The sequence below is a fragment of the Streptomyces sp. SM10 genome (assembly GCF_002910915.1).
In the GTDB taxonomy this organism is placed as follows: domain Bacteria; phylum Actinomycetota; class Actinomycetes; order Streptomycetales; family Streptomycetaceae; genus Streptomyces.
The window spans coordinates 1-21,732 of sequence record NZ_NEUF01000091.1 but is presented as its reverse complement, the minus strand read 5'-3'; the positions used below and the strand labels follow the sequence as shown (position 1 = coordinate 21,732).

General features: G+C 71.8%; 13 protein-coding genes and 2 pseudogenes. 7 read left to right on the top strand and 8 right to left on the bottom strand.

Going from position 1 to position 21,732, the window contains the following annotated elements; all coding sequences use genetic code 11:
* The 3 genes from B9S57_RS12855 to B9S57_RS12845 all read right to left on the bottom strand — a co-directional run bounded on the left by B9S57_RS12855 (window position 1) and on the right by B9S57_RS12845 (window position 3,387).
* On the bottom strand, window positions 1-2,271 hold the full coding sequence (locus tag B9S57_RS12855; RefSeq protein ID WP_103515692.1) for an NHLP family bacteriocin export ABC transporter peptidase/permease/ATPase subunit: 2,271 nt from the start codon (window positions 2,269-2,271) through the stop codon (window positions 1-3).
* Complete coding sequence (locus tag B9S57_RS12850) at window positions 2,268-3,074, bottom strand: HlyD family efflux transporter periplasmic adaptor subunit (RefSeq protein ID WP_103515691.1); 807 nt, start codon at window positions 3,072-3,074, stop codon at window positions 2,268-2,270. Before B9S57_RS12850 ends, B9S57_RS12855 begins: the two co-directional genes overlap by 4 nt.
* 85 nt (window positions 3,075-3,159) lie before the next feature.
* Window positions 3,160-3,387 (bottom strand): type A2 lantipeptide, encoded by a 228-nt coding sequence (locus tag B9S57_RS12845; RefSeq protein ID WP_103515690.1) that lies wholly within the window; start codon window positions 3,385-3,387, stop codon window positions 3,160-3,162.
* A 758-nt stretch (window positions 3,388-4,145) separates the two neighbouring features.
* Here B9S57_RS12845 and B9S57_RS12840 point away from each other — a divergent pair.
* Window positions 4,146-6,830, top strand: a complete 2,685-nt coding sequence (locus B9S57_RS12840; protein ID WP_365910274.1) for a cellulose binding domain-containing protein — start codon at window positions 4,146-4,148, stop codon at window positions 6,828-6,830.
* Between the two features lie 124 nt (window positions 6,831-6,954).
* Complete coding sequence (locus tag B9S57_RS12835) at window positions 6,955-8,577, top strand: FAD-dependent monooxygenase (RefSeq protein ID WP_103515707.1); 1,623 nt, start codon at window positions 6,955-6,957, stop codon at window positions 8,575-8,577.
* A 108-nt stretch (window positions 8,578-8,685) separates the two neighbouring features.
* Here B9S57_RS12835 and B9S57_RS12830 read toward each other — a convergent pair whose 3' ends face one another.
* Both B9S57_RS12830 and B9S57_RS35390 read right to left on the bottom strand, forming a co-directional pair.
* Window positions 8,686-10,866, bottom strand: coding sequence for a discoidin domain-containing protein (locus B9S57_RS12830; RefSeq protein ID WP_103515689.1), 2,181 nt, complete (start codon window positions 10,864-10,866; stop codon window positions 8,686-8,688).
* 322 nt (window positions 10,867-11,188) lie between these two features.
* The gene (locus B9S57_RS35390; protein ID WP_258036374.1) at window positions 11,189-11,563 is read right to left on the bottom strand and encodes a hypothetical protein; all 375 of its coding nucleotides are present in this window, start codon (window positions 11,561-11,563) and stop codon (window positions 11,189-11,191) included.
* Window positions 11,564-12,228: 665 nt separating this feature from the next.
* On the opposite strand from B9S57_RS35390, the gene B9S57_RS12820 reads away from it, so the two are divergent.
* From B9S57_RS12820 to B9S57_RS36365, 3 genes and pseudogenes are all read left to right on the top strand, one after another.
* Window positions 12,229-12,966, top strand: coding sequence for a hypothetical protein (locus B9S57_RS12820; RefSeq protein WP_103515688.1), 738 nt, complete (start codon window positions 12,229-12,231; stop codon window positions 12,964-12,966).
* A gap of 123 nt (window positions 12,967-13,089) precedes the next feature.
* Window positions 13,090-13,773 (top strand): class F sortase, encoded by a 684-nt coding sequence (locus B9S57_RS12815; protein ID WP_103515706.1) that lies wholly within the window; start codon window positions 13,090-13,092, stop codon window positions 13,771-13,773.
* Between the two features lie 111 nt (window positions 13,774-13,884).
* A pseudogene (locus B9S57_RS36365) lies at window positions 13,885-18,321 on the top strand (HEAT repeat domain-containing protein); the annotation flags it as partial.
* A 76-nt stretch (window positions 18,322-18,397) separates the two neighbouring features.
* Here B9S57_RS36365 and B9S57_RS34880 read toward each other — a convergent pair.
* Window positions 18,398-18,949 (bottom strand): DNA polymerase ligase N-terminal domain-containing protein, encoded by a 552-nt coding sequence (locus tag B9S57_RS34880; protein ID WP_258036373.1) that lies wholly within the window; start codon window positions 18,947-18,949, stop codon window positions 18,398-18,400.
* 154 nt (window positions 18,950-19,103) lie between these two features.
* The gene (locus tag B9S57_RS12800; protein WP_103515686.1) at window positions 19,104-19,286 is read right to left on the bottom strand and encodes a hypothetical protein; all 183 of its coding nucleotides are present in this window, start codon (window positions 19,284-19,286) and stop codon (window positions 19,104-19,106) included.
* Between the two features lie 155 nt (window positions 19,287-19,441).
* On the opposite strand from B9S57_RS12800, the gene B9S57_RS12795 reads away from it, so the two are divergent.
* Both B9S57_RS12795 and B9S57_RS12790 read left to right on the top strand, forming a co-directional pair.
* Window positions 19,442-20,362, top strand: coding sequence for a family 16 glycosylhydrolase (locus B9S57_RS12795; protein ID WP_103515685.1), 921 nt, complete (start codon window positions 19,442-19,444; stop codon window positions 20,360-20,362).
* 55 nt (window positions 20,363-20,417) lie between these two features.
* On the top strand, window positions 20,418-21,410 hold the full coding sequence (locus tag B9S57_RS12790; protein WP_103515684.1) for an aldo/keto reductase: 993 nt from the start codon (window positions 20,418-20,420) through the stop codon (window positions 21,408-21,410).
* A 9-nt stretch (window positions 21,411-21,419) separates the two neighbouring features.
* On the opposite strand, the pseudogene B9S57_RS12785 reads toward B9S57_RS12790, so the two are convergent.
* A pseudogene (locus B9S57_RS12785) lies at window positions 21,420-21,732 on the bottom strand (serine/threonine protein kinase); the annotation flags it as partial.

Here is a 21,732-nt window from a genome sequence, read left to right as displayed (position 1 = left end):
TCAGTGCTCCCTGACCAGATCGGCGTAGGGGCCCCCGGCGGCCACCAGGTTCTCGTGCCGGCCGCGCTCCACGACCGTCCCGTGGTCCAGGACCACGATCTCGTCGCTGTCGCGGACCGTGCTCAGCCGGTGCGCGATCACCACGCAGGCGCAGCCGCGCCGTCGCAGGTTGTCGATGATGATCCGCTCCGTCTCGGCGTCCAGCGCGCTGGTGACCTCGTCGAGGACCAGGATGCTGGGGCGGCGCACGAGGGCCCGGGCGATCTCCAGGCGCTGACGCTGCCCGCCGGAGAAGTTCCTGCCGTCCTGCTCCACCCGGCCGTGGATGCCGCGGGGACGGCGGGCGACCACGTCGTACAGGGCGGCGTCCCGCAGCGCCTCGGTCACGGCCTCGTCGGGGACCGAGGGGTCCCACAGCGCCACGTTGTCCCGGACCGTCCCCTCGAAGAGGAAGACGTCCTGGTCGACGAAGGACACGGACGCGGCCAGCGCGCCCCTGGGGATGTCCTCCAGACGCTGCCCGTCGATCCGGATCGTTCCCTGCCACGGGCTGTAGAGCCCGGAGATGAGCCGGGAGACCGTCGACTTGCCGCTGCCGGAACCGCCGACGAGCGCCACCTGCTGCCCCGGTCCCACCGAGAGGTCGAATCCGGTGAGCAGCGGCTTGTCGAGGGGGCTGTAGCCGAAGGTGATGTCCTCCAGCGTCACATGGCCCTTGAGCCGACGGGTGCTCGCGGCCGGCTCGGGGCGGGAGTACAGCGCGTCGACCGGGAAGTTCTCGACGTCCTTGAGGCGGGCCACGTCGGCGGCGAAGTCCTGGACCCGGCCCGCCACGCCGTTGAGCCGGGTGACCGGCGCGGTGAAGCGGGTCACCAGCGCCTGGAAGGCGACGAGCAGACCGATCGAGAGGTGTCCCTCGACGGCCCGCAGCCCGCCGATCCACAGGATCAGGGCGCTGTTGAGCGTCGCGAGGGCGGGAGCGACGATGCCCAGCCAGGCGCTCGGCACCCCGAGGCGCTGCTGCTCCTCCAGCGTCGTCGCGTGCTGCCCCGCCCACCGGCGGAAGTAGCCGTTCTCCCCGCCGGTGGCCTTCATCGTCTCGATCAGCTGGAGTCCGGTGTACGAGGTGTTCGTCAGCCGTGCGCTGTCCGCCCGCAGCTTCTGCGTGCCGGTGGCCCGCATCCGTACGACGATGCGCATCGCGACCACGTTGAGCAAGGCGATCCCCACACCGATGACGGTCAGCTGCGGATCGTAGGTCCACAGCAGGAACGCGTAGAGGAGGACCACGATGCCGTCGACACCCGCCGCCGTGAGATCCCGGGCGAGTGTCTCGGCCACCGCGTCGTTCGACTGCAGGCGCTGGACGAGGTCGGCGGGGCTGCGCTGCGAGAAGAAGGTGACCGGCAGCCGGAGCAGGTGCCGGAAGAAGCGGGCACTGCCGAGCGTGGACGAGATGATGCGCCCCCGCAGCAGATTCGCCTGCTGCAGCCAGGTCAGCACGACGGTGAGGGCGACCATGGTGCCCATCGCGGCGAACAGCACGCCCAGCAGCGAGGTCTGTTCACCAATCATGAACATGTCGATGTAGGTGCGGCTCAGCGCCGGGAGCGTCGCCCCGACGGCCACCAGCAGGAGGCTGGCGAGCAGGGCGACCAGCATCGTGCCCGTGGTCCCGCGCAGCCGGGCCGGCAGCGCGGCCATGACGCCGGGCTTCCGGCCGCCGCGCCGGAAGTCCTCACCGGGTTCGAGGACGAGGACGACCCCCGTGAAACTGGTGTCGAAGTCCTCGGTGGGGACGAACCGGCGCCCCTTGTCGGGGTCGTTGATGTGCACGCCGCGGCGGCCCAGCCGGCGTCCCGTGCCGTCGTAGACGACGTAGTGGTTGAACTCCCAGAACAGGATCGCCGGCGCCTGGACGTCCGCGAGGGCGGCGGGCTCCATCTGCATGCCCTTGGCCGTCAGACCGTAACTGCGTGCGGCCTTGAGCACGTTGCTGGCGCGTGAGCCGTCACGTGAGACGCCGCAGGCGATGCGCAGTTCCTCCAGCGGCACATGGCGGCCGTGGTGGCCGAGCACCATGGCCAGCGAGGCCGCACCGCACTCCAGGGCCTCCATCTGGAGGACGGTGGGCGTGTGCACGGACTTCGTCCGTGCGGGCTTCGGGGCGGGGGCCCGCAGCCGGGAGCCCGGCGTGCCTTCCGGACGGTGCCTGCCGCGGCCGGGCGGGGGAAGCTGCTGGGCGGTGGGGGAGGGGTGAGGTGCGGTCACGGGAGCAGCCAATCGATCGGGCGCTGGTCGGCGAGACGGACGGAGCCGGTGGCCAGGGTCATCGAGCCGATCGCGTACGGAGGGCCATCGGCCGAGGACCACCGGTATCCGGACTTCGTCGAGTCCGAGCGCTCGATCCGCACCAGGACCGCCAACGGCCGTCCGTGCCGGGAGAACTGCTCGCCGAGCTGGGCGTCGCCGAGGAACCGGGTGATCTGCTGCTGCGTCTGCGCGGCCCTGCCGACCGCGGCCACCTTGCCGCGGAGCACCCCGTACTGCTGGGCGGGCACGGACTGGACGGTGAGGTCCACGGAGGCGCCGACCGGGACCGATGCCGCACCGCTGCCCGAGACGTACAGCAGGACGACCAGGGGGTCGTCGTCGCCGTCGATCCGCTCGACGCTCGCCACGTCCGCGCCGGTCGTCACCACCGCGCCGATCGTGGCCGTCACCGAGGTGAGCCGTCCCGCGTCGATCGTGCGGACGACGCGTTCGCCGTTCTCCGTACGGACCTTGAGCAGGGGGGAGTTCCGGGGCAGCGTCTCGCCCTCGTCGGCGAGCACCTCGGTGATCTGGCCGGCGACCGGGCTCTGCAGGATGTAACTGCCGCGCGTGTGCGTGAGGATGCCGGACGCGTCGAGCGTGCTCGCGACCGAGCCCGTCACGGCCCAGAAGCAGGCGGCGGCCATCACGGCGACGGTGACGCAGAGGACGAGCAGACCCTGCGGGCGGGCGAAGCGCACCGGAAGGTCGAGCTGTTCGGGCGACTGCAGCTTGGAAAGGGCCTGTTGGCGGAACTGCACGGAACTCTTCCCTCACCTGTCAGCGGTCGGCACCGAGCCCCGGAACCGATGGGTTCCGGGGCTCGGCGGGGTACTGCCGTGTCTCTCAGAGACCGGCGGTCAGGCCGGTGGCCAGGCCGGTGACCGCGCCCGTGTTCACGCCGGTGGCGCCCTCGACGAGACCGGTGACCGAGCCGACGACGCCGGCGACCGGGACGATGCCCTCGACGGTGCCCGTGACGTTGCCGAGCACGCCGCCCACGAGGCCGCCCGAGACGTTGTCGAGGTCGCTGTCGGAGATCTCGGCGGTCTCGACCTGGGGGGTGTAGTTCATGATGAGCGCTGCCCTTCGTATGGAAATTGCTTATATACGGAAACCCGTGCTGCGGCCTCCGTATGGGCCAGGATCAAAGCACGCCTCCGCCTCGTACAGCCAATCGAACTGCGGCGGATCTGTGGTTATCGGTCCGCTGCGATCGGCTTACGTGGAGAAGCGTTCATTCCGTGGCGGCAGATTCTTCACGAGCTTCACCGGATGAATTCCGCGTCGTCGCACCGTCATGTCCCCCAAGTGGGGCACTCCCGCCCCAATCGACTCAAGGATCCATCCCGACCAGGCGTTTCGTGCCGGTCCGAGTGACCGGTGTGCGCACGCCGTGTGCAGGTTTCCCCGATCCCGGGGTGTTCCGAAATTCCATCGGTGATGGTGCGGACCGACCAGGAAAGGTCGGAAGGTATCGGTATTCACGCCATGGTAAAAGGTGAGCGCGACTCTCTTTTTTCATGTGTGCTGCCTGCGGATGGAAGGCGCTTTCATGGAGCGTCTTCCGGGATTACGTGCCCGTAGTGACACCTGAACTCCCGATGTGTGGAGAAGGTGTGCCGACCGGTGCGGCGGGCGTGGGCGGGTCAGGCGTGCGTGCGGGCGGGGTGTGGGAGTGGGCGCCCATATTCATCCGATGAAACGACTGCACCACCCTTCTCTCGGGTGGTGCGCGGCGCTACCATCGGGATGCCTTATGGGAGCGCTCCCATCTCTGTGTCAGTCCCGTACCGCCGCTGTCGGCGGTCCAGCTCGGAGAGGACGTTTCCGTGCGCTTGAGCGCCAGACCGATCGCCGCCCTACTGGCGGCACTTGCCCTCACCGTCGGGCTATCGGCCACCGGATCTCCGGCGGTCGCCCGCCCGGACGACCGGCCCGCCGATGCCGAAGCATCGGATGTGTCCATCGCGGCGGACACGTACACGTGGAAGAACGCCCGGATCGACGGCGGCGGCTTCGTCCCGGGCATCGTCTTCAACCGGTCCGAGAAGAACCTCGCCTACGCGCGCACCGACATCGGCGGCGCCTACCGCTGGGACCAGGCGGGCAAGCGGTGGACCCCGCTGATGGACTGGGTGGACTGGGACCGCTGGGGCTGGTCCGGGGTGGTGAGCCTCGCCTCCGACACGGCCGAGCCGGACAACGTCTACGCCGCCGTCGGCACGTACACCAACAGCTGGGACCCGACGAACGGGGCGGTCCTGCGCTCCTCGGACCGGGGCGCCTCCTGGAAGGCGGCCACGCTGCCCTTCAAGCTCGGCGGCAACATGCCGGGACGGGGGATGGGTGAGCGGCTCGCCGTCGACCCGAACAAGAACTCCGTGCTGTACCTCGGCGCCCCCAGCGGCAAGGGCCTGTGGCGGTCCACCGACTCGGGCGTCACCTGGTCGCAGGTCACCGCCTTCCCCGATCCGGGCACCTACGTGGCGGACCCCAGCGACACCAGCGGATACGGCAACGACAACCAGGGCATCGTGTGGGTGACCTTCGACGAGCGTTCCGGCAGCGCGGGCAGAGCCACCCAGGACATCTACGTCGGGGTCGCCGACAAGCAGAACACCGTCTACCGCTCCACGGACGGGGGCAGCACCTGGTCCAGGATCGCCGGCCAGCCGACCGGGTACCTCGCGCACAAGGGGGTGCTCGACTCCTCGACCGGCCATCTCTACCTGACCACGAGCGACACGGGCGGCCCGTACGACGGTGCCAAGGGCCAGATCTGGCGGTACGACACGGAGTCCGGCGCGTGGACGGACGTCAGCCCGGTCGCGGAGGCCGATGTCTACCACGGCTTCAGCGGCCTCTCCGTCGACCGGCAGAAGCCGGGAACCCTGATGGCCACCGCCTACAGCTCCTGGTGGCCCGACACCCAGATCTTCCGCTCCACCGACAGCGGCGCCACCTGGACCAAGGCCTGGGACTACTCCAGTTACCCCGATCGCTCCGACCGCTACACCCTGGACGTCTCCTCCGTGCCCTGGCTCAGCTGGGGGGCCAACCCCTCGCCGCCCGAGACCTCCCCGAAACTGGGGTGGATGACGGAGGCCCTGGAGATCGACCCGTTCGACTCGAACCGGATGATGTACGGCACCGGTGCGACGGTCTACGGCACGGAGGACCTCACGTCCTGGGACTCCGGAGGCCGGTTCACGATCACACCCATGGTGAAGGGGCTGGAGGAGACGGCCGTCAACGACCTGGCGAGCCCTCCCTCCGGCGCCCCGCTGCTCAGTGCGCTCGGTGACATCGGAGGCTTCCGGCACACGGACCTCGATGCCGTGCCCGCGATGATGTTCACCTCGCCCAACCTCGACTCGACCACCAGCCTGGACTTCGCGGAGACCTCTCCCGGTACGGTCGTCCGGGTGGGCAACGCGGACGCCGCTCCGCACATCGGCTTCTCCACCGACAACGGGGCCAACTGGTTCCAGGCGTCGGAGCCTTCCGGCGTCACCGGCGGGGGCACGGTCGCTGCTGCGGCCGACGCCGGCGGTTTCGTCTGGAGCCCGGAGGGGGCCGGGGTCCACCGCACCACCGGCTACGGCAACACCTGGACCGCGGCCACCGGCATCCCGGCCGGTGCGACGGTCGAGTCGGACCGGGTGAATCCGAAGAAGTTCTACGGCTTCAAGGCCGGAACCTTCTACGTGTCGACCGACGGTGGCGCCACCTTCGCCGCCAAGGCGACCGGCCTGCCCGCCGAGGGCAACGTCCGCTTCAAGGCGCTGCCCGGCACGGAGGGCGACATCTGGTTCGCCGGAGGCGCGGCGACGGGCTCCTACGGTCTGTGGCGATCCACCGACTCCGGCGCCACGTTCACCAAGTTCACCGGCGTCGAACAGGCCGACAGCGTGGGCTTCGGCAAGGCGGCCCCCGGTGCCTCGTACCGGACGGTGTTCGTCAGCGCGAAGATCGGCGGGGTGCGCGGCATCTTCCGGTCCACCGACAAGGGGGCGACGTGGACGAGGATCAACGACGACGCCCACCAGTGGGCCTGGACCGGGGCGGCCATCACCGGTGACCCGAGGGTGTACGGGCGCGTCTACGTCTCCACCAACGGACGCGGCATCCAGGTCGGCGAGACCTCGGACACCGGAGGAGGGGGAACCGACCCGGACCCCGAACCGGGTGGGTCCGCCTGCTCCGTGACGTACAAGGTCACCAACCAGTGGTCCGGCGGGTTCCAGGCGGACCTGACGGTCACCAACACCGGCACCACCGCCTACGACGGCTGGCAGCTGGGCTGGTCGTTCCCCGGGGGCCAGAAGATCACCCAGATGTGGAACGCCTCCCACCAGCAGTCCGGGGCGAAGGTGACCGTGACGAACGCCGGCTGGAACGGAAAGGTGGCTCCCGGCTCCTCGGCGGGCTTCGGTTTCACCGGCACGTCGACGGGCACCGCCGCCGAGCCGGACGCCTTCACGCTGGGCGGTGAGGCCTGCACCGTGGGCTGACGACTGCGGCCGGTGCGGGGAGGGCCCCTCCCCGCACCGGGCCACGGAGCATCGAGCATCGAAATGGACATTTCGCCCCTGGTGTGGTGCATTGAAGTGAATGCACCGCGCCTGGGAGGCACCCATGGTCGATGTCGATGTGCTCGTCGCGGGGGCGGGCCCCGTGGGTCTGACAGCAGCGTCCGAGCTGGCCCGGCGAGGTGTGTCGTGCAGGGTCGTCGACCGGCTGCCCGCCCGCCTCCCCTACGCACGGGCGGTGGGCGTCCAGCCGAGGACGCTGGAGATCTGGGACCGGATGGGGATGGTCCGCGAGGCGCTGGAGACGGCGGTCCCCCTGAAGGGGCAGCTCCTCTACGTCAACGGCGAGGAAGGACCGCGGATCGACCTCCGGCTCCCGCCCGAGGTGCCCTACGGCTTCGCCGCCCTCCCGCAGTACGAGACCGAACGCCTCCTCGAGGACCTCCTGATCCGGCGGGGAGGCCAGGTCGAACGCGGCACCGAACTCCTCTCCTTCGAGCAGGACGCCGACGAGGTGAGAGCGATCCTCTCCCTCCCCGGGAGCGGCACCGAGGAACTGACGGCCCGCTACCTCGTCGGCTGCGACGGCGCGCACAGCGCCGTACGCAAAGGGCTCGGACTGTCCTTCGAGGGCGCCGCGCTTCCCGAGGAGTACATGCTGGGAGACGTCGAGGTCGACTGGGACCTGCCGGACGGATACGCGCTCCGGGCCTCGCGCGTCGCCGACGGGCAGACGGACGACATCCTGGTGTGCATCCCGCTGCCCGGGGTGAAGCGCTACCGGATGTCCATGGCCACACCGCCCGAGCTCTCGCGCACCCCGCCCGGGGACGGCGACGGGGTGGCGCACGGGCTGAGTGGCGACCAGGGGCCGGTGCCCGGGATCGGGCACATCCAGGCCGTGCTCGACCGGCTCTCCCCCCGCTCCACGACCGCTTCGTCGCTGCGCTGGTCCTCCGTCTTCCGCATCAGCCACCGCATCGTCGGCCGGTACGGCCGGGGACGGGTCTTCGTGGCCGGCGACGCCGCGCACATCCACCCGCCGACCGGCGCGCAGGGGATGAACACCGGGGTCCAGGACGCGTTCAACCTGGCGTGGAAGCTCGCCGCCGCGGTGCACGGTCACGCGCGTGCCGGGCTGCTGGAGAGTTACGACGCCGAACGCCGCCCGATCGGCGAGGAAGTGGTCGCGCGGACACTGCGCCACGTGAGGAGCGGGATCCAGGGCGATCCGGACGATCCGGAGACGCTGATGCTCCGCGAGGCCCAGCTCCTGATGGGCTACCGGGGCAGCCCGGTCGTGGCGCCCGGTGGATCCGCACCCGAGGGACCGGCACCGGGCGACCGCGCACCCGACTGCGGCGGACTCCTGCACGCCCTGGGCGCCTTCCCCGTCCGGCTGTTCACCCTCCTGCGTGAGCGGGAGCACACCCTGCTGCTCTACGCCGACGCCGAGAACCGGCCGACGTCCTTCGACGAGGTCGCGACGGCTGCCGCCCGCGCCGCACACGGTCTGCTGAACACCTGTGTGGTCCTCGCCCCGCGCCTGCCTGACCCGGCACCACGGCTGCCGACCGTGCACGACAGCCTCGGCGAGTTCCGCCGTGCGTACGGTGCGCGGGGCGGCGAGGCGATCCTCGTGCGACCCGACGGATACGTCGGCATGCGCGCCGCCCCGGCGGACGGCCCGGAGGTGCGGACCTACCTGGAGTCGCTCTTCGCCGTGTGACGGCAGGGCGCGTGCCGGAGGGGCGCGGGAGCGCACGACGCGGGGCCCGGCAGTGACTGCCGGGCCCCGCGCCGTCCGATGAGCCGGCTCCGCTCATCTCACCCCGTCTCAGGGAAAGGACACCACCTGGGACGGGACGGTCGACGTACCGGAGGTGGGTGATCCGGTGTTGTTGATGACGTGTTCGTACTGGCCCTGGCCGCCGAGCGAGACCACGAGCAGGTCGTGGAACTTCACGCCGGGCTTCACCGGGGCCTGGAAGCCGTGCTGCTGGCGGATGGTCGGGTCGACGTTGAAGTAGCAGTAGCTGCCCATGCCCCAGCCCTCGTGGGTGGTGACGGAGTCGCCGACCTTGTAGGCGGCGTACCCCTTGGTGTCGCCGTTCTGGATGGCGGCCTGGTCGGGGGCGTCGTACGCCTTCTCGTTCTGGAAGAAGATCGTCTTCCCGTTCTCGCCGTACCACTGGACGTCGTACTTGTTGAAGTGTTCGACGAACAGGCCGGTGGCCAGGACGTCGTCACCGTTGACCCGGAGTCCGTAGTCGGAGCGGTTGGTCTCCCAGCCGACTCCGTCGCCGTGGTCGGCGCGCCACAGCCAGGTGTGGTCGATGATGGTGTCGTCGCTGTTGACCACCATGCCGGTGGTCGCCTTGCCGGCCCCGGCGCCGCCGACCCGGACGAACACGTCGTGGAGGCTGGTCGGGTTCGCCGCGTGGTCGGCCGAGGCGCCCGCGGGGCCGACCTGGACGAGGACCGAGGAGTTCTGCGTCCCCGCGTCGACGAGGAGTCCGGCGAGCTTGACGCCGTCGACGTCGCCGACCTTGATCGCGGTCACGCCGTTGTCCGGGATGATCGTGGCGAGTCCGAGGCCCAGGGCGACGGTGTTCGCGCGGTTGATCTCGATGGGCTCGTTGACGTGGTAGATGCCCGGCGTGAAGAGCAGGTGCAGGCCCTGGCGGACGGCCGCGTTGATGGTCTGCGCGGTCGCGCCGGGCTTGACCACGTAGAACTGGCTCAGCGGGATGGACTCACCCTGCGGGGTGCCGTTCCACGAGACACCGCGCGCGTTGGCGCGCTTGGCCGGGACGAAGACCTTGTAGTCGTTGCCGTCGAGGTAGAGGAAGGGCTTCTCGCGGGAGACCGGGGTGGTGTCCAGGGTGGTGTACGGCGGCTCGGGGAAGCTCTGGGCGGGGGCGCCCTCGACGCCGGAGAACGTCATGTTCCAGACGCCGTTGCCCCAGCTGCCGATGGTGCTGTCGCGGGTGTACCACTGCTGCTGGGAGTAGGGCCCGACCTGGCCGTCGATCTTGCTGTCGGCGATGTAGCCGCCGCTCGCCCAGCCGTAGCCGTTCGGCGCGAGGTTGAGTCCGCCCTTGACGTGCATGCGGCGGAAGGGGGCGGCCTGGGAGACGGCCCAGCGGTTGGTGCCGCTGACCGGGTTGAGGGCCAGGTTCTCGGCCGAGCGCCAGAAGTTCTGGGTGGCGTTGCCGTCGAACCAGCCCGCGTCGACGGTGACATCACCGTTGAAGGTGGTGTCGTCCGGCTTGAGACCGAGGCCGGCGATGGAGGTGTAGAAGCCGATCTGGGCGTTGATGCTGTTGTACGTGCCCGGCTTGAACATCAGCGCGTAGCGGCCCGTGCCGAACTGCGCGGACTCCTGCTGCTTGAAGATGTCGTCGACCTTGCCCTGGATGTTGGGCGTCGAGGGGTCGAAGACCAGGACGTTGGGGCCGAGGTCGCCGCCGCCGGGGATCTGCGGGTCGCCCCCGCCGGTGGTGCCGAACACCTGGAACTCCCAGAGGGAGTGGCCGTATCCGGTGGCGCGGGCGGTGCCGGTCAGCCGGACGTAGCGCGCGGTGCCCGAGACGTTGAGGGTCTCCGTGCCGCCGGCACCGGTGGTGGTCGAGTAGGCGGTGCTCCAGTTGCTGTTGTCGGAGGAGAACTCGATCCGGTAGCCGGTGGAGTAGGCGGCCTCCCAGCGCAGGACGATCTGGCTCATCGAGGCGGCGGCGCCCAGGTCGACCTTGATCCACTGGGGGTCGGAGAAGGCGCTGGCCCAGCGGGTGCCGGTGTTGCCGTCCACCGCGGCGGTGGCGGGGGTGCCGCCGTTCTCCTGGCTGGAGGCGGTGACGGTCTTCCCCTGAGAGAGCAGCGTGGGCGCCGCGCTCGCGGAGGGTTGGGGCACGAACGCGAGGAGCGACAGGACCAGTCCGGCGATGACGGCCAGCACACCGCTGCGTCTTCCGGTGAGGGCGAGAAGTGGTCTGTGGAGGTTCGGGGGTGCGTACATCGGGGGTCTCCTGAGTCGTGGGGCGGGTACACGACGCGCACAGCCGGAGAGCGCTCTCTCCGGCTGTGCGAGATACTCCACCCTTGTTACGAACGCGTCAAGAGATGTGCAACAGCAGATGTAGCAGGGCCTGTTGGCGACAAGAACTGATGACCGCGTCCCGATGGGGACCCCCTCTGTGTGAACTCCTCGGTGACGGAGCGTGAGACCTGGCGGGCCATGGATTCAGGAAGTGGCGGCCGGGTTCAGGGCGTGGCGTACGTCCGTACGTAGTCGGAGCCGGCCGTCGTGCCGGACCGGTTGTGGGAGACGAGACCGATCCTCAGCTCACCCCGGACCGGAAGTGTCCAGACGCTCCCGGCCGACCAGTGGACACCGTCACGGCTGGTGGACGCGCGTACCTCGTGCTCCCCGTGCGCGGTGTCGAGGTGGGGGCCAGCCGCAGCCGCATCGTGTCGGCCGTCGGTCCCCCGAACATCGGCGCGTTGGCCACGGCGGTCGGCGGGGTGGCCGTGGGGCGCTCGCCCTCCTTGCCGAACTCGCCGACATCGAGCACCGCACCGTCGCCGTTGGTGAGCGGAAGGACGGAGTGGACGAGCTTGAACCAGCGGTCGTCGTTCTCGTACCGCACGAGACCGGCCTGCCGAGCAGCCCGGTCGGGGGCGAACCGGAGCTTCGTCCTCGACCGTGTAGTCACCCGCCGGCGCGTCCCGAAGCAGCACCGGGGCCGTGTTGTCGCCGAGATGCAGCTCGGCATCCTGTGTCGGCCGGGAGAGCGCTCCCTGGGGCATGGTGACGCCCGTCGCCGGTCCGCGGACCCACTGCCAGGGGGAGCCGGCCTCCGTGCCCGGGACCGTGGCGCCGTCGAGCTCGTCGCTGTGACCGGGCAGGAGACGTCCAGGTTCGGCGGTCGCGATCCGCTTCGTCACCGGCCGGTACAGGGCCGCGGCGCCCATGTTGTCCGCCGCGGCGCCCGAGCCCCGCGCGGCAGCCCCCACCGCGACCTCGCGCACGGATGCGGCCGGCAGAGCACGGGACTGTACGGCCACCGGGTCCCGCAGCCGGTCGCCGGACACCTCGGCCGTCAGCCGGGTGCCGCGCAGTTCCACGGACACGTTGTTCACCGCCCGCCCCCTTACACCGATGGTCGTCGCCGCCCAAACCTCCCTCCGGCGTGGCGTGCCGTCCAACGGGTGACATCTGGCTCCCTGTCACACGTTGGGCCCACCGAGTCCCTCGAATGCGGCCTCCCCGAGTGGTGGGCCCCGGGATTTCGGCTGACGGTGGATCACGTCGCACCCGTGATCCGATGAGCCGACAACCAGCCGGTCAGCGCGGGAGTGGCGAAAGGACTGTGTATCCATGCGCTCTGCCCGCACCCTGTTCGCATCGGCCGCCGTCACGGCGGTCCTCGCGGTCTCCGTCCCCGCCGCATACGCCGTGACCTCGGCGGACGGCTGGGAGAAGGACAGCGGCTCCTCCGCCAGCAGCAACGACGACCGCGAGAAGCCGGACTCGTGGAAGCACGACAAGCCCGAGGGCGGCATGCACACCGGTGGCGGTGCGCTGGCCGGCGTGTCGGCGGACGACTGGGAGAAGGACAAGGAGTCCGGCTCCGGCAGCAACGACGACCGTGAGAAGCCGGACTCGTGGAAGCACGAGAAGCCGGAGGGCGGCATGCACACCGGTGGCGGTGCGCTGGCCGGCGTGTCGGCGGACGACTGGGAGAAGGACAAGGAGTCCGGCTCCGGCAGCAACGACGACCGTGAGAAGCCGGACTCGTGGAAGCACGAGAAGCCGGAGGGCGGCATGCACACCGGTGGCGGTGCGCTGGCCGGCGTGTCGGCGGACGACTGGGAGAAGGACAAGGAGTCCGGCTCCGGCAGCAAGGACGAGGACAAGGAGTCCGGCTACGGCGACAAGGACGGCGAGAAGACCTGGAAGCACGAGAAGCCCGAGGGCGGCGTGCACACCGGCGGCGGAGCGATGGCGCTCTCCGGCAGCGGCCTGGCCGCCGGTTCGGTGCTGATGCTCGGTGGCCTCGGTGCCGTCGCGTACAAGCTGCGCCGCCGCAACGCCTCGGGCACCGCGGCCGTCTGACAGGCGCCCCGCACCGCTGAATGAATCCTGTCGTGGCCGCCGCCCCTTCCCAGGGCGGTGGCCGCGCCGATTTTCCCCCGCACCAGCCGCCCGTCCCTCCCGTACGCGAAAGGCAGCATGCGCATGGCCGCCCCGCAGCCGTCCGAACCAGATTCCGCCTCCCCTGCCCTCGGCCGTTCCCTGCTGTGGCCCGTCGTGGCGGTGGGACTGGGCTTCCTCCTCGTCTACAACTCCTTCGACGCGTCGGCGGGAGTCCCGCCGGCCCCCGCGGTGGTCTCGCTCCCCGCGGCACCGGCCTCGCCGGCCCCCTCCGCCTCCGAGTCCTCCGGTCCGCGCGAGCTGCCACCGTCCTACCCCGAGCGGATCTCCATCAAGTCGATCGCGGTCGACGCCCCCTTCACCCCGCTCTCGATCGGCTCCTCCGGACAGCTCGACGCCCCGCCCGCGGACGACGAGAATCTGGTGGGCTGGTTCAAGAACGGCGCCACCCCCGGGGAGCGCGGCACCTCGGTCGTGGCCGGGCACGTCGACACCAGGACGGGCCCCGCCGTGTTCCTGCTGCTGAGCACGTTGAAGGCCGGGAACACGGTGGACATCACCCGTGAGGACGGCGCCGTCGCCACCTTCAAGATCGACTCCGTCGAGACGTTCAGCAAGGCGGACTTCCCGAGCGAGCGGGTGTACGCGGACAACGGCACGGCCCAGCTCCGGCTGATCACCTGTGGTGGTGTCTACGACAAGAAGAAGAAGGACTACGAGGACAACGTGGTGGCCTTCGCGCACCTCGCCTCCACCAAGAGCCCCTGACCGGCGCGCGCCCGGAGCAGGGACCGCCCGCCAGGCCCGGCTGCCCCGCCGGTCCTGCGAGGCCCCGGTATTCGCTGGCCGAGCCGCGCCGTACGCCCCTAACATCCGACGGTGACCACCACCCCCGCCGACGCGCGTCCGAAGCAGCGGTCCACCGGCACGGCAGCGGACGTCGTCCCACCGCTCCGCGAACTCGGGGCGCTCATCGGGCACGCGGACCCGCGTACGAGGTACCGGGGACTGGCGCTGCTCGCCGAGCGGGCGAAGGAGCCCCCGCTGTCGCCCGGTGAGGCGGCCGAACTGGCGGGCCTGCTGCCGCGGGCCGTGCCGGAGGCGCCGGACGAGTCGCTCCTCCTGGCCGGGATCCATCAGCGGCTGGGCATCCACCTCCCGCGCAGGCGGCTGTCCGCGTGGCGCACGGTCCGGCTGCCGCAGCAGGTGCGGATCGCCTGGCTCCGCGCCGAACTCCTCACCCACCCCGCGGCGTTCCGGGACGAGCCGTCCGGCGAACTCCTCCGCCAGGCAGTACGCAGCATCGACGCCGGGAGCGCCCACCGCCCGGACCAACTCGTGGCCGAACTCCTGGCAACCCGTGACCCCTTCCTGTGTACGGAGGCCGTCCGGCTGGTCCGGGAGGGCCTGCATGCCGCCCTGCTCGCTCCCGACCTCGCCCGCGCCCACCTCGCCGGGCTGCTCGGTGAGGCCCCGGACACCACCGGCGTCACGGCAGCCGCCCTGGAGGAACTGGCCGAGCCCTGGGCGGCGTCGGCCCCGCTGCCGGAGTCCCGCTTCGCCCCGTACCTGGACCCTGTCCGTGCCGTCACGTCGGGGGGCCCCGCGCTGACCGCCGCGGCCCGCCACGGACACGGAACGCTGCTGTCACGGACCGCGGCCGACCCCGCCGTACCCCCGGCGCTGCGGCGCCTGGCCCTGGAGCTCCTCGGCGACCTCGCGGAGCGCGGCGACATCGGCGCACTCCTGGACATCGCCTCCCAGGACCCGTTGCTGCTCGCCGGACCTCTGGTGACGTGTCTGCACGGACTCCACCGGCGCGGTCACTTCCCTGAGGCCGCGCAGGCACCGGCCCTCGTCGACCTGGCACTGGCGGACCACTCGGTCGACCTCCGCACGGTCGCCACGATCCTCTACACCTCCCGCCGGACGGTGCTCGACCTGCTCGCCGACGTCCCGGCCGACGACCTGGGCACGCCGCGCAGGCTCGCCCTCCTCGTCGCCCTCGCCGGCCAGGGCACCGGAGACCTGCCGGTCGGGGAGGCCGTCACCCGCCTGCTCCCCTCCGCGCGCCTGCCCGGCCCATTCCTGGACGCGCTGCGCGAACTCCGTCACGAGGGTGCCGAGGAGGCCGTGCTCGCCCTGCTGCCCCGGGCCCCTGCGGCGGCTCTCGACACGCTCGAAGCCATCGGCGGCCACCGGACCGTCACCGTGCTGGCCGAGGCGCTCGGCCGGGAGGCCGACGGCAGCGGGATCGCCCCCTTCCTCCGCCCGGTACGCCACCGGGCACTCGAACTCCTGTGGCGGCTGAACACCGATCCCGGGCTCAGGCGCCGCATCCTGGCCCGAGTCGATCCCACCGCGCCGCCTCCGGCCGTCACCGCCGACCTCGGAGCGCCGGACGAGCGGGAACTGGCCCTGCTTGCCGCCGCACCCGTGCACGCCGACCCGGTCGCGGCACTGTGCGCGCTCGCGTCCCACGGCAGCGCGGCCGTCCTGCCTGCCGTCGCCACCCTGCTGCTGCGGGTCGTGAGCGAACTGGCGGCGTCGTGGGAGGTGGTGGAGACGAGGCCGCACCCGGAACCGGGCCGTGCCGAGGAGCCCGTCGTCCCCGAGGAGATCGTGGACGCCGTACGTGCGCTGGGGGGCCGGCTGTACGAGCGGCGCAGGCTCCGTCCGTCCTGCCTGCTCGGTGCCGGGGACGCCCGGCGGGCGGGCGACGCGCTGGTGGCCGGGCTCGTACTGGACCTGCTGGACCGGCCGGGCCTGCCGCCCCGTCAGCAGTCCGTCCTGCTCGAGGCCCTGCGGCGCGCGCCGTCCGCACAGACTCGTCCCCGTGTGCACCGTCTGCTGCGCCACCGTGATCCGCACGTACGCAAGCAGGTGATCGCGCTGCTGGCCACGGGCGCTTCGGGCGAGGACGCGCAGGTGCTCTCGGCCACGCTGATCGCCCTGACCCGCTCCGACGACATCCTGACCGTACGGCAGGCGCTGCTGGCCCTCGGCCGTGCGGAGGCCCACTGGGCCTGCCCGGCGATCACCGCTCTCCTCGACCACCCCACCATGAACATCAGGAAGACGGCCGCGGCGGTTCTGCTGCGTGCCGGGACGCCGGCAGCCGTGCCCGGACTGCTCCGCGCCCTCGGCCGCCACGAAAATCCGGGACTGCGGTCCGGGATCGTCGACGCGCTGCGGGCGGTACTCGGTGAGGCCTGCACCGCCACGCTCCTCGCCGCGGCCGCACACTGCCAGGTTCCCCGCGAGCGCACGCTGTTGCTGCGAGGCCTTTACGGCGTGCTCTCCACCCGTACGGTCCGCGCCCTGGCCGACCAGGGCTCCCCGCTGGTGCCGGAGCTGCTCGCGCTGGTCGCGGACGGCCGGATCAGGCTCGGCGCGGGCAGCGTCGGCGAACTCGCCGACCTGAGGGCAGGGCACGGTGTCACCCCGTCCGCCCACCCTGCCCCGGCCGACGAGGCGGACCTCCTCGCCGCCGCGCTCGCCGGGCACGGCTGGAGTGCCCGGATCGCCCTGCGCCTCGCCGAGAGCCCCGAGGGTCCGCGGAGCGGGCGCCTGGAGGACCTGAGCCCCATGTTCCCGGACTGGCTGTGCCTGGCCGGCTCCGTGCCGGACGCCACCCGGGACCGGGTGCTCGGCATCGTCCTGCGACTGCGCGGCCCGCAGTGGTCGGCCGGCGAACTGGAGCACCTCGCGGCCTCCGCCCAGGTGCTGACGGAGGCGCTCGCGGGCGAGGCGCGGAACCGGCCCGGACTCCTCTGCGCGCTCGAAGCCGTGGCCCCCCGGTTGCCGGGGACCGGACGCATGGCGATCGCCGAAGCCGTGCGCGCCATGTCGCCCCCGCCGCATCTCGCGGCGCTGCGGCTGCTCCGGGCCTGCGCAGTCGTGCCGGTCCGAGGCGATCTGGACCGGGCGCTCGCGGGGGCCCGCCTCGATGCCGACGACCGGGACGCCGAATCCGCCGTACTGCGTGAGATGTTCGGCCCGCCGGTCCCGCCCGCGCCCGACGGCGAGGCGGCGGCATGGCGGTCGGCGCTGCGCACCGCCCTGCGCACGCGGCGCGCCGTGGAGGAGTTCCGGCGGAGCGGCGACCCCTGCGCACCGGACTCCAGGCAGCGCCTTGCCGCCCTCATGGCCGCCTGGCCCGACGCCGGCGACGACGGGGTGCGCGCCCTTCTGCTCGACTGGATGACGGATCTCCAGCCCCTCGGTGTACCGCCGTGGACGCTGGCCGAGACCACCGGCCCGGCTTCGGAAGTCGTACACGAGCCCGACCGGACGCGGTCCGTCATGCGGCGCGCGCGACTGCTGGAGATGCTGGACTCGCCCGATCCTGCCCGCCGGTCCGCCGCGGCCCGGAAGCTCCAGGACTGGCCGGAACCGGAGGCCGCACGGGCCGTCCTCGACGCGTACCTGCGAGGACGCGTGCCCCTGCCGTCGGGGGGCCGTCCGGCCCGCACGCTGGTCACCGTCGATCCCACGGATCTGGACGCCGACGGGATCCTGCCCGCCAGGGTGGTGCGGCTCGCCCGGGAGCTCGGGAGCTGGGACCTCGTGCCGTTGATCCCCCTGCTGCTCGGCTGGTGGGAGAACGGCACCGCGGAGCTCCGTGCGGAAGCCGGTCGCGCCCTGCGCTCGGCGCCCGCCGATGTGCTCGCCGACCACCTGCGCGCCCGGCTGGAGGCGGGGGCCTGGGGCTTCCTGGACCTGCTGGCGGGACAGCGGCTGCTGGGCTCCCCGGAGCTGGTGCGGATCCGGGAGCGGCTGCGTGCCGAGGGGCGCGGCGACCTCGCTGAAGCACTGCTCCTGGACGGGGGGAAGGCATCCCTCCCGGCCCCTACGGCTCCCGCCGTCGCCGTCCACCGGCCGGGGCGCGCGGAACTGCTGCGGCTGGCCCGCACGGGAGGCCTCGAGCAGATACGGCGGGCTCTCGTCCGCCTCGCGGAGGAGCACGTCGGCCGGGCGCCGGACCGGGACCCCGCCCTGCGGCAGGTCATCGGCGAACTGCTGACCCACCCCCGGCCGAAGGTCCGACTGCACGCCCACCGGGTCTCGCGCACCATGCTGGACCGGTCTTCCCACCTGCTCCATACGGCCGCCCTGCTGGACGACCCGCAGCCGGACATCCGGCGCATGGCGATCAGGACGCTCAGCCATGCGGCTTGGGAGCCCGCCGTACCCGCGCTGGTCGCCCTGCTCGACCACCCGCAGCAGCCGGTGCGCGCGGAGGCCGCCGAGGGGCTGCTGCGGATGGGCGGAGCAGCGGTTCCCGCGCTGCGCCGCGCCGTCGGCCACGCCCGCCCGGACAGGCGCGACCGCTACACGGGCGTCCTCGACAGGCTCACCGGGTCCGGGCGAACGCCCTCGGCATGGGGGCTCAGCCCGGTCCCTCCTCCGCCACCGCGACCTGGTGGAGGGTGCGGCCGGTGCGGGCCGAGCGGGCGTGGTACGGATCGGGGGTGCCCGGCCTGTCGTGGACGGCCTGCCGGTCGTTGGCCTTGATCAGCAGCCAGGCCTCCGGCCCCGGGGCTCCGTCCCCGTCGTCGATGCGGAACCGGGTGAGCGCGAACTCGCCGTGCAGCTTGGCGCCGTCGAGCCAGAAGGTGGCGTGCCCGTGCTCCAGGGACTCGGCGAACGGCACCGGGGATCCCTCGAGGTCGTGGCTGGTCGGGCGGTAGGTGCCCTGGTCCCAGACGATCACGGTCCCGCTGCCCTGCTCGTCCTGCGGGATGACCCCCTCGAACTCGCGGTACTCCAGGGGATGGTCGTCCGTCGGCACGGCCAGCCTCTTGTCGCTCGGATTGTCCGAGGGCCCGCGGGGCACGGCCCAGGACTTCAGGACGCCGTCGACTTCGAGACGGAAGTCGAAGTGCATACGCCGGGCGTCGTGGATCTGCACCACGAAACGCCGTGTGCTCTCGCTGTCCACGCCTGATCCTTCCGCCGGGATGCGGTCGGGCGGTCCGCGCCCGCCCGGCCGGGGCCGAGCCGGCTCCGCACCGTCCACCTCTCCACTGTGCCGCTGTGGACCGCGCGCCGCACGACGGCGGCCGTGCGGTCGGCCCGCGCGAAGAAGAGGCAGGTCAGCCGGTGTGCCGCTCGAGTGCCGCGTCCGAACGGTGCCACCGGGTGGTCACCGGCTCCCGGACCCGGATCCCGTCCGGCGCTCCCAGGCAGGCGGCGCCTTCGGCCTTGCCCTCGCCCTCCTGGTTCCGGCCGGCGCGAGCGCCTCCGAGTTGTCCGTTCCCCGCCGCCAGGGCTTCCATCCGGCCCGGTCCGGACCAAATCCTTGACGGGCCTAGGACCACTGCCTTAAATCAAGTGTTGAAAGATGCGCGTGGGGCAGGTGCGCCAAGCGTTCACCTCTCGACGTGCATCTGTCATGCGCATGACTCTCATCCCCCCACCCCGAAATGAAGTGATGACCGTGCTCTCCCCCCACCGGACCGTGCGCCGCTCCTCCAGGAGGCGACGCACGACGCTCTACGCCGCGCTCTCCCTGCTCTGCTGCTCCGTGGTCATGACCGCACTCCCCGCCGGAGCCTCGGCCGCACCCGACCCCCACACGGCTGCGTCCTCCACCACCTCCCGGACGGCCGCGGCCGTGGCCTTCGAGGACAACTTCGACGGGGCCGCGGGCTCCGCCGTCGACGGCGGCAAGTGGCTGACCGAGACCGGCGACAACGTCGACAACCACGAACGGCAGTACTACACCGCGGGCAACGACAACGCCGCCCTCGACGGCCAGGGCAACCTCGTCATCACCGCGCGCAAGGAGAACCCCGACAACTACCAGTGCTGGTACGGCACCTGCGAGTACACCTCGTCCCGCCTCAACACCTCCGGCAAGTTCACCGCGACCTACGGTCACGTCGAGAGCAGGATGAAGATCCCGCGCGGCCAGGGCATCTGGCCGGCCTTCTGGATGCTCGGTGCCGACATCGGCAACGTCGGCTGGCCCAACAGCGGTGAGATCGACATCATGGAGAACGTCGGATTCGAACCCGGCACCGTCCACGGAACCCTGCACGGACCCGGCTACTCGGGATCGGGCGGCATCGGCGCCGGCTACACCCTGCCCGGCGGGGCCGCCTTCGCCGACGACTTCCACACCTTCGCCGTGGACTGGGCCCCCGACTCCATCACCTGGTCGGTCGACGGCACCGTCTACCAGCAAAGGACCCCCGCGGACCTCAACGGCAACGCCTGGGTCTTCGACAAGCCGTTCTTCCTCATCCTCAACCTTGCCGTCGGCGGCTACTGGCCCGGCGACCCGGACGGAAGCACCGCCTTCCCGCAGCAACTCGTCGTCGACTACGTCCGCGTGACCACGAGCGACTGAGCCCGGGCGCGGGGGTCGGCGGTGACCGCCGCCGGCCCCCGCGCGCCGACGTAGCATGATCCGCATGGAGCAGCGCACACTCGGCAGGACCGGCCGTGACGTATCGGTCGTAGGACAGGGCACCTGGCAGCTGGGCGGGGACTGGGGCGAGGTGCGGGAAACCGATGCCTTCGGGGTTCTCGACGCCGCCGTCGAGTCGGGGGTCACCTTCTTCGACACCGCCGACGTGTACGGCGACGGCCGCAGCGAACAGCTCATCGGCCGCTATCTGAAGGACCGGCCGGACGCCGGGGTCTTCGTCGCCACCAAGATGGGGCGGCGCGCCGAACAGCTTCCGGAGAACTACGTCCTGGACAACTTCCGCACCTGGAACGACCGCTCGCGCGCCAACCTCGGCGTCGACACCCTCGATCTCGTCCAGCTGCACTGCCCGCCCACGGCCGTGTACTCCTCGGACGCGGTGTACGACGCACTCGACACGCTCGTCGCCGAGCGGCGGATCGCCGCGTACGCGGTCAGCGTGGAGACGTGCGCCGAGGCGCTCACGGCCATCGCCAGGCCCGGAGTCGCAAGCGTCCAGATCATCCTCAACCCGTTCCGCCTGAAGCCCCTCGACGAGGTTCTCCCGGCGGCCGTCGAGGCCGGGGTCGGCATCGTCGCACGCGTCCCGCTCGCCTCCGGGCTGCTGTCCGGCAGGTACACCGCCGACACGGTCTTCGCGCCCGAGGACCACCGCTCGTACAACCGCAACGGTGAGGCGTTCGACCAGGGAGAGACGTTCTCCGGTATCGACTACGCCACCGGCGTGGCGGCCGCCGCGGAGTTCGCCGGGCTGGCTCCCGAAGGCGCCACCCCGGCACAGACCGCACTGCGCTGGATCATCCAGCAGCCCGGTGTCACGAGCGTCATCCCCGGCGCCCGGTCCGTGGAACAGGCCCGGACCAACGCGGCGGCGGCCGCGCTCGCGCCCCTTCCGCAGAGCACCCTGGACGCCGCGCGTGACCTGTACGACCGCCGGATCCGCGCGGAGGTCCACCCGCGCTGGTGAGCTGCGGGCTCAGTCGTCCTCGCCGTCGCCGTCCTCGGCGGGAGCCACCGCCGGGTCGGCCGGCGCGGGCGACTCGAGCCCGGCCGTCGGGGTGGACCCAGGATCCGGTGTGTCGGCCGCCCCGGTGTCCGGTGCGAAGAGGATCGTGCCCAGGTACACCGCCGCGAGGAAGGCGACCGTCCCGGCCACGGCACTCGCCACCCGAGGGCGGCGGCGGATGGCCTCACTCGTGCTGATCCTGCGGTTCGTCGCGGACCGTGCCGCGGATCTGGACGCCCGTGGCGCGGGAGCCGCCCGTCTGCGGCCCGTGGCCTGAGGCAGC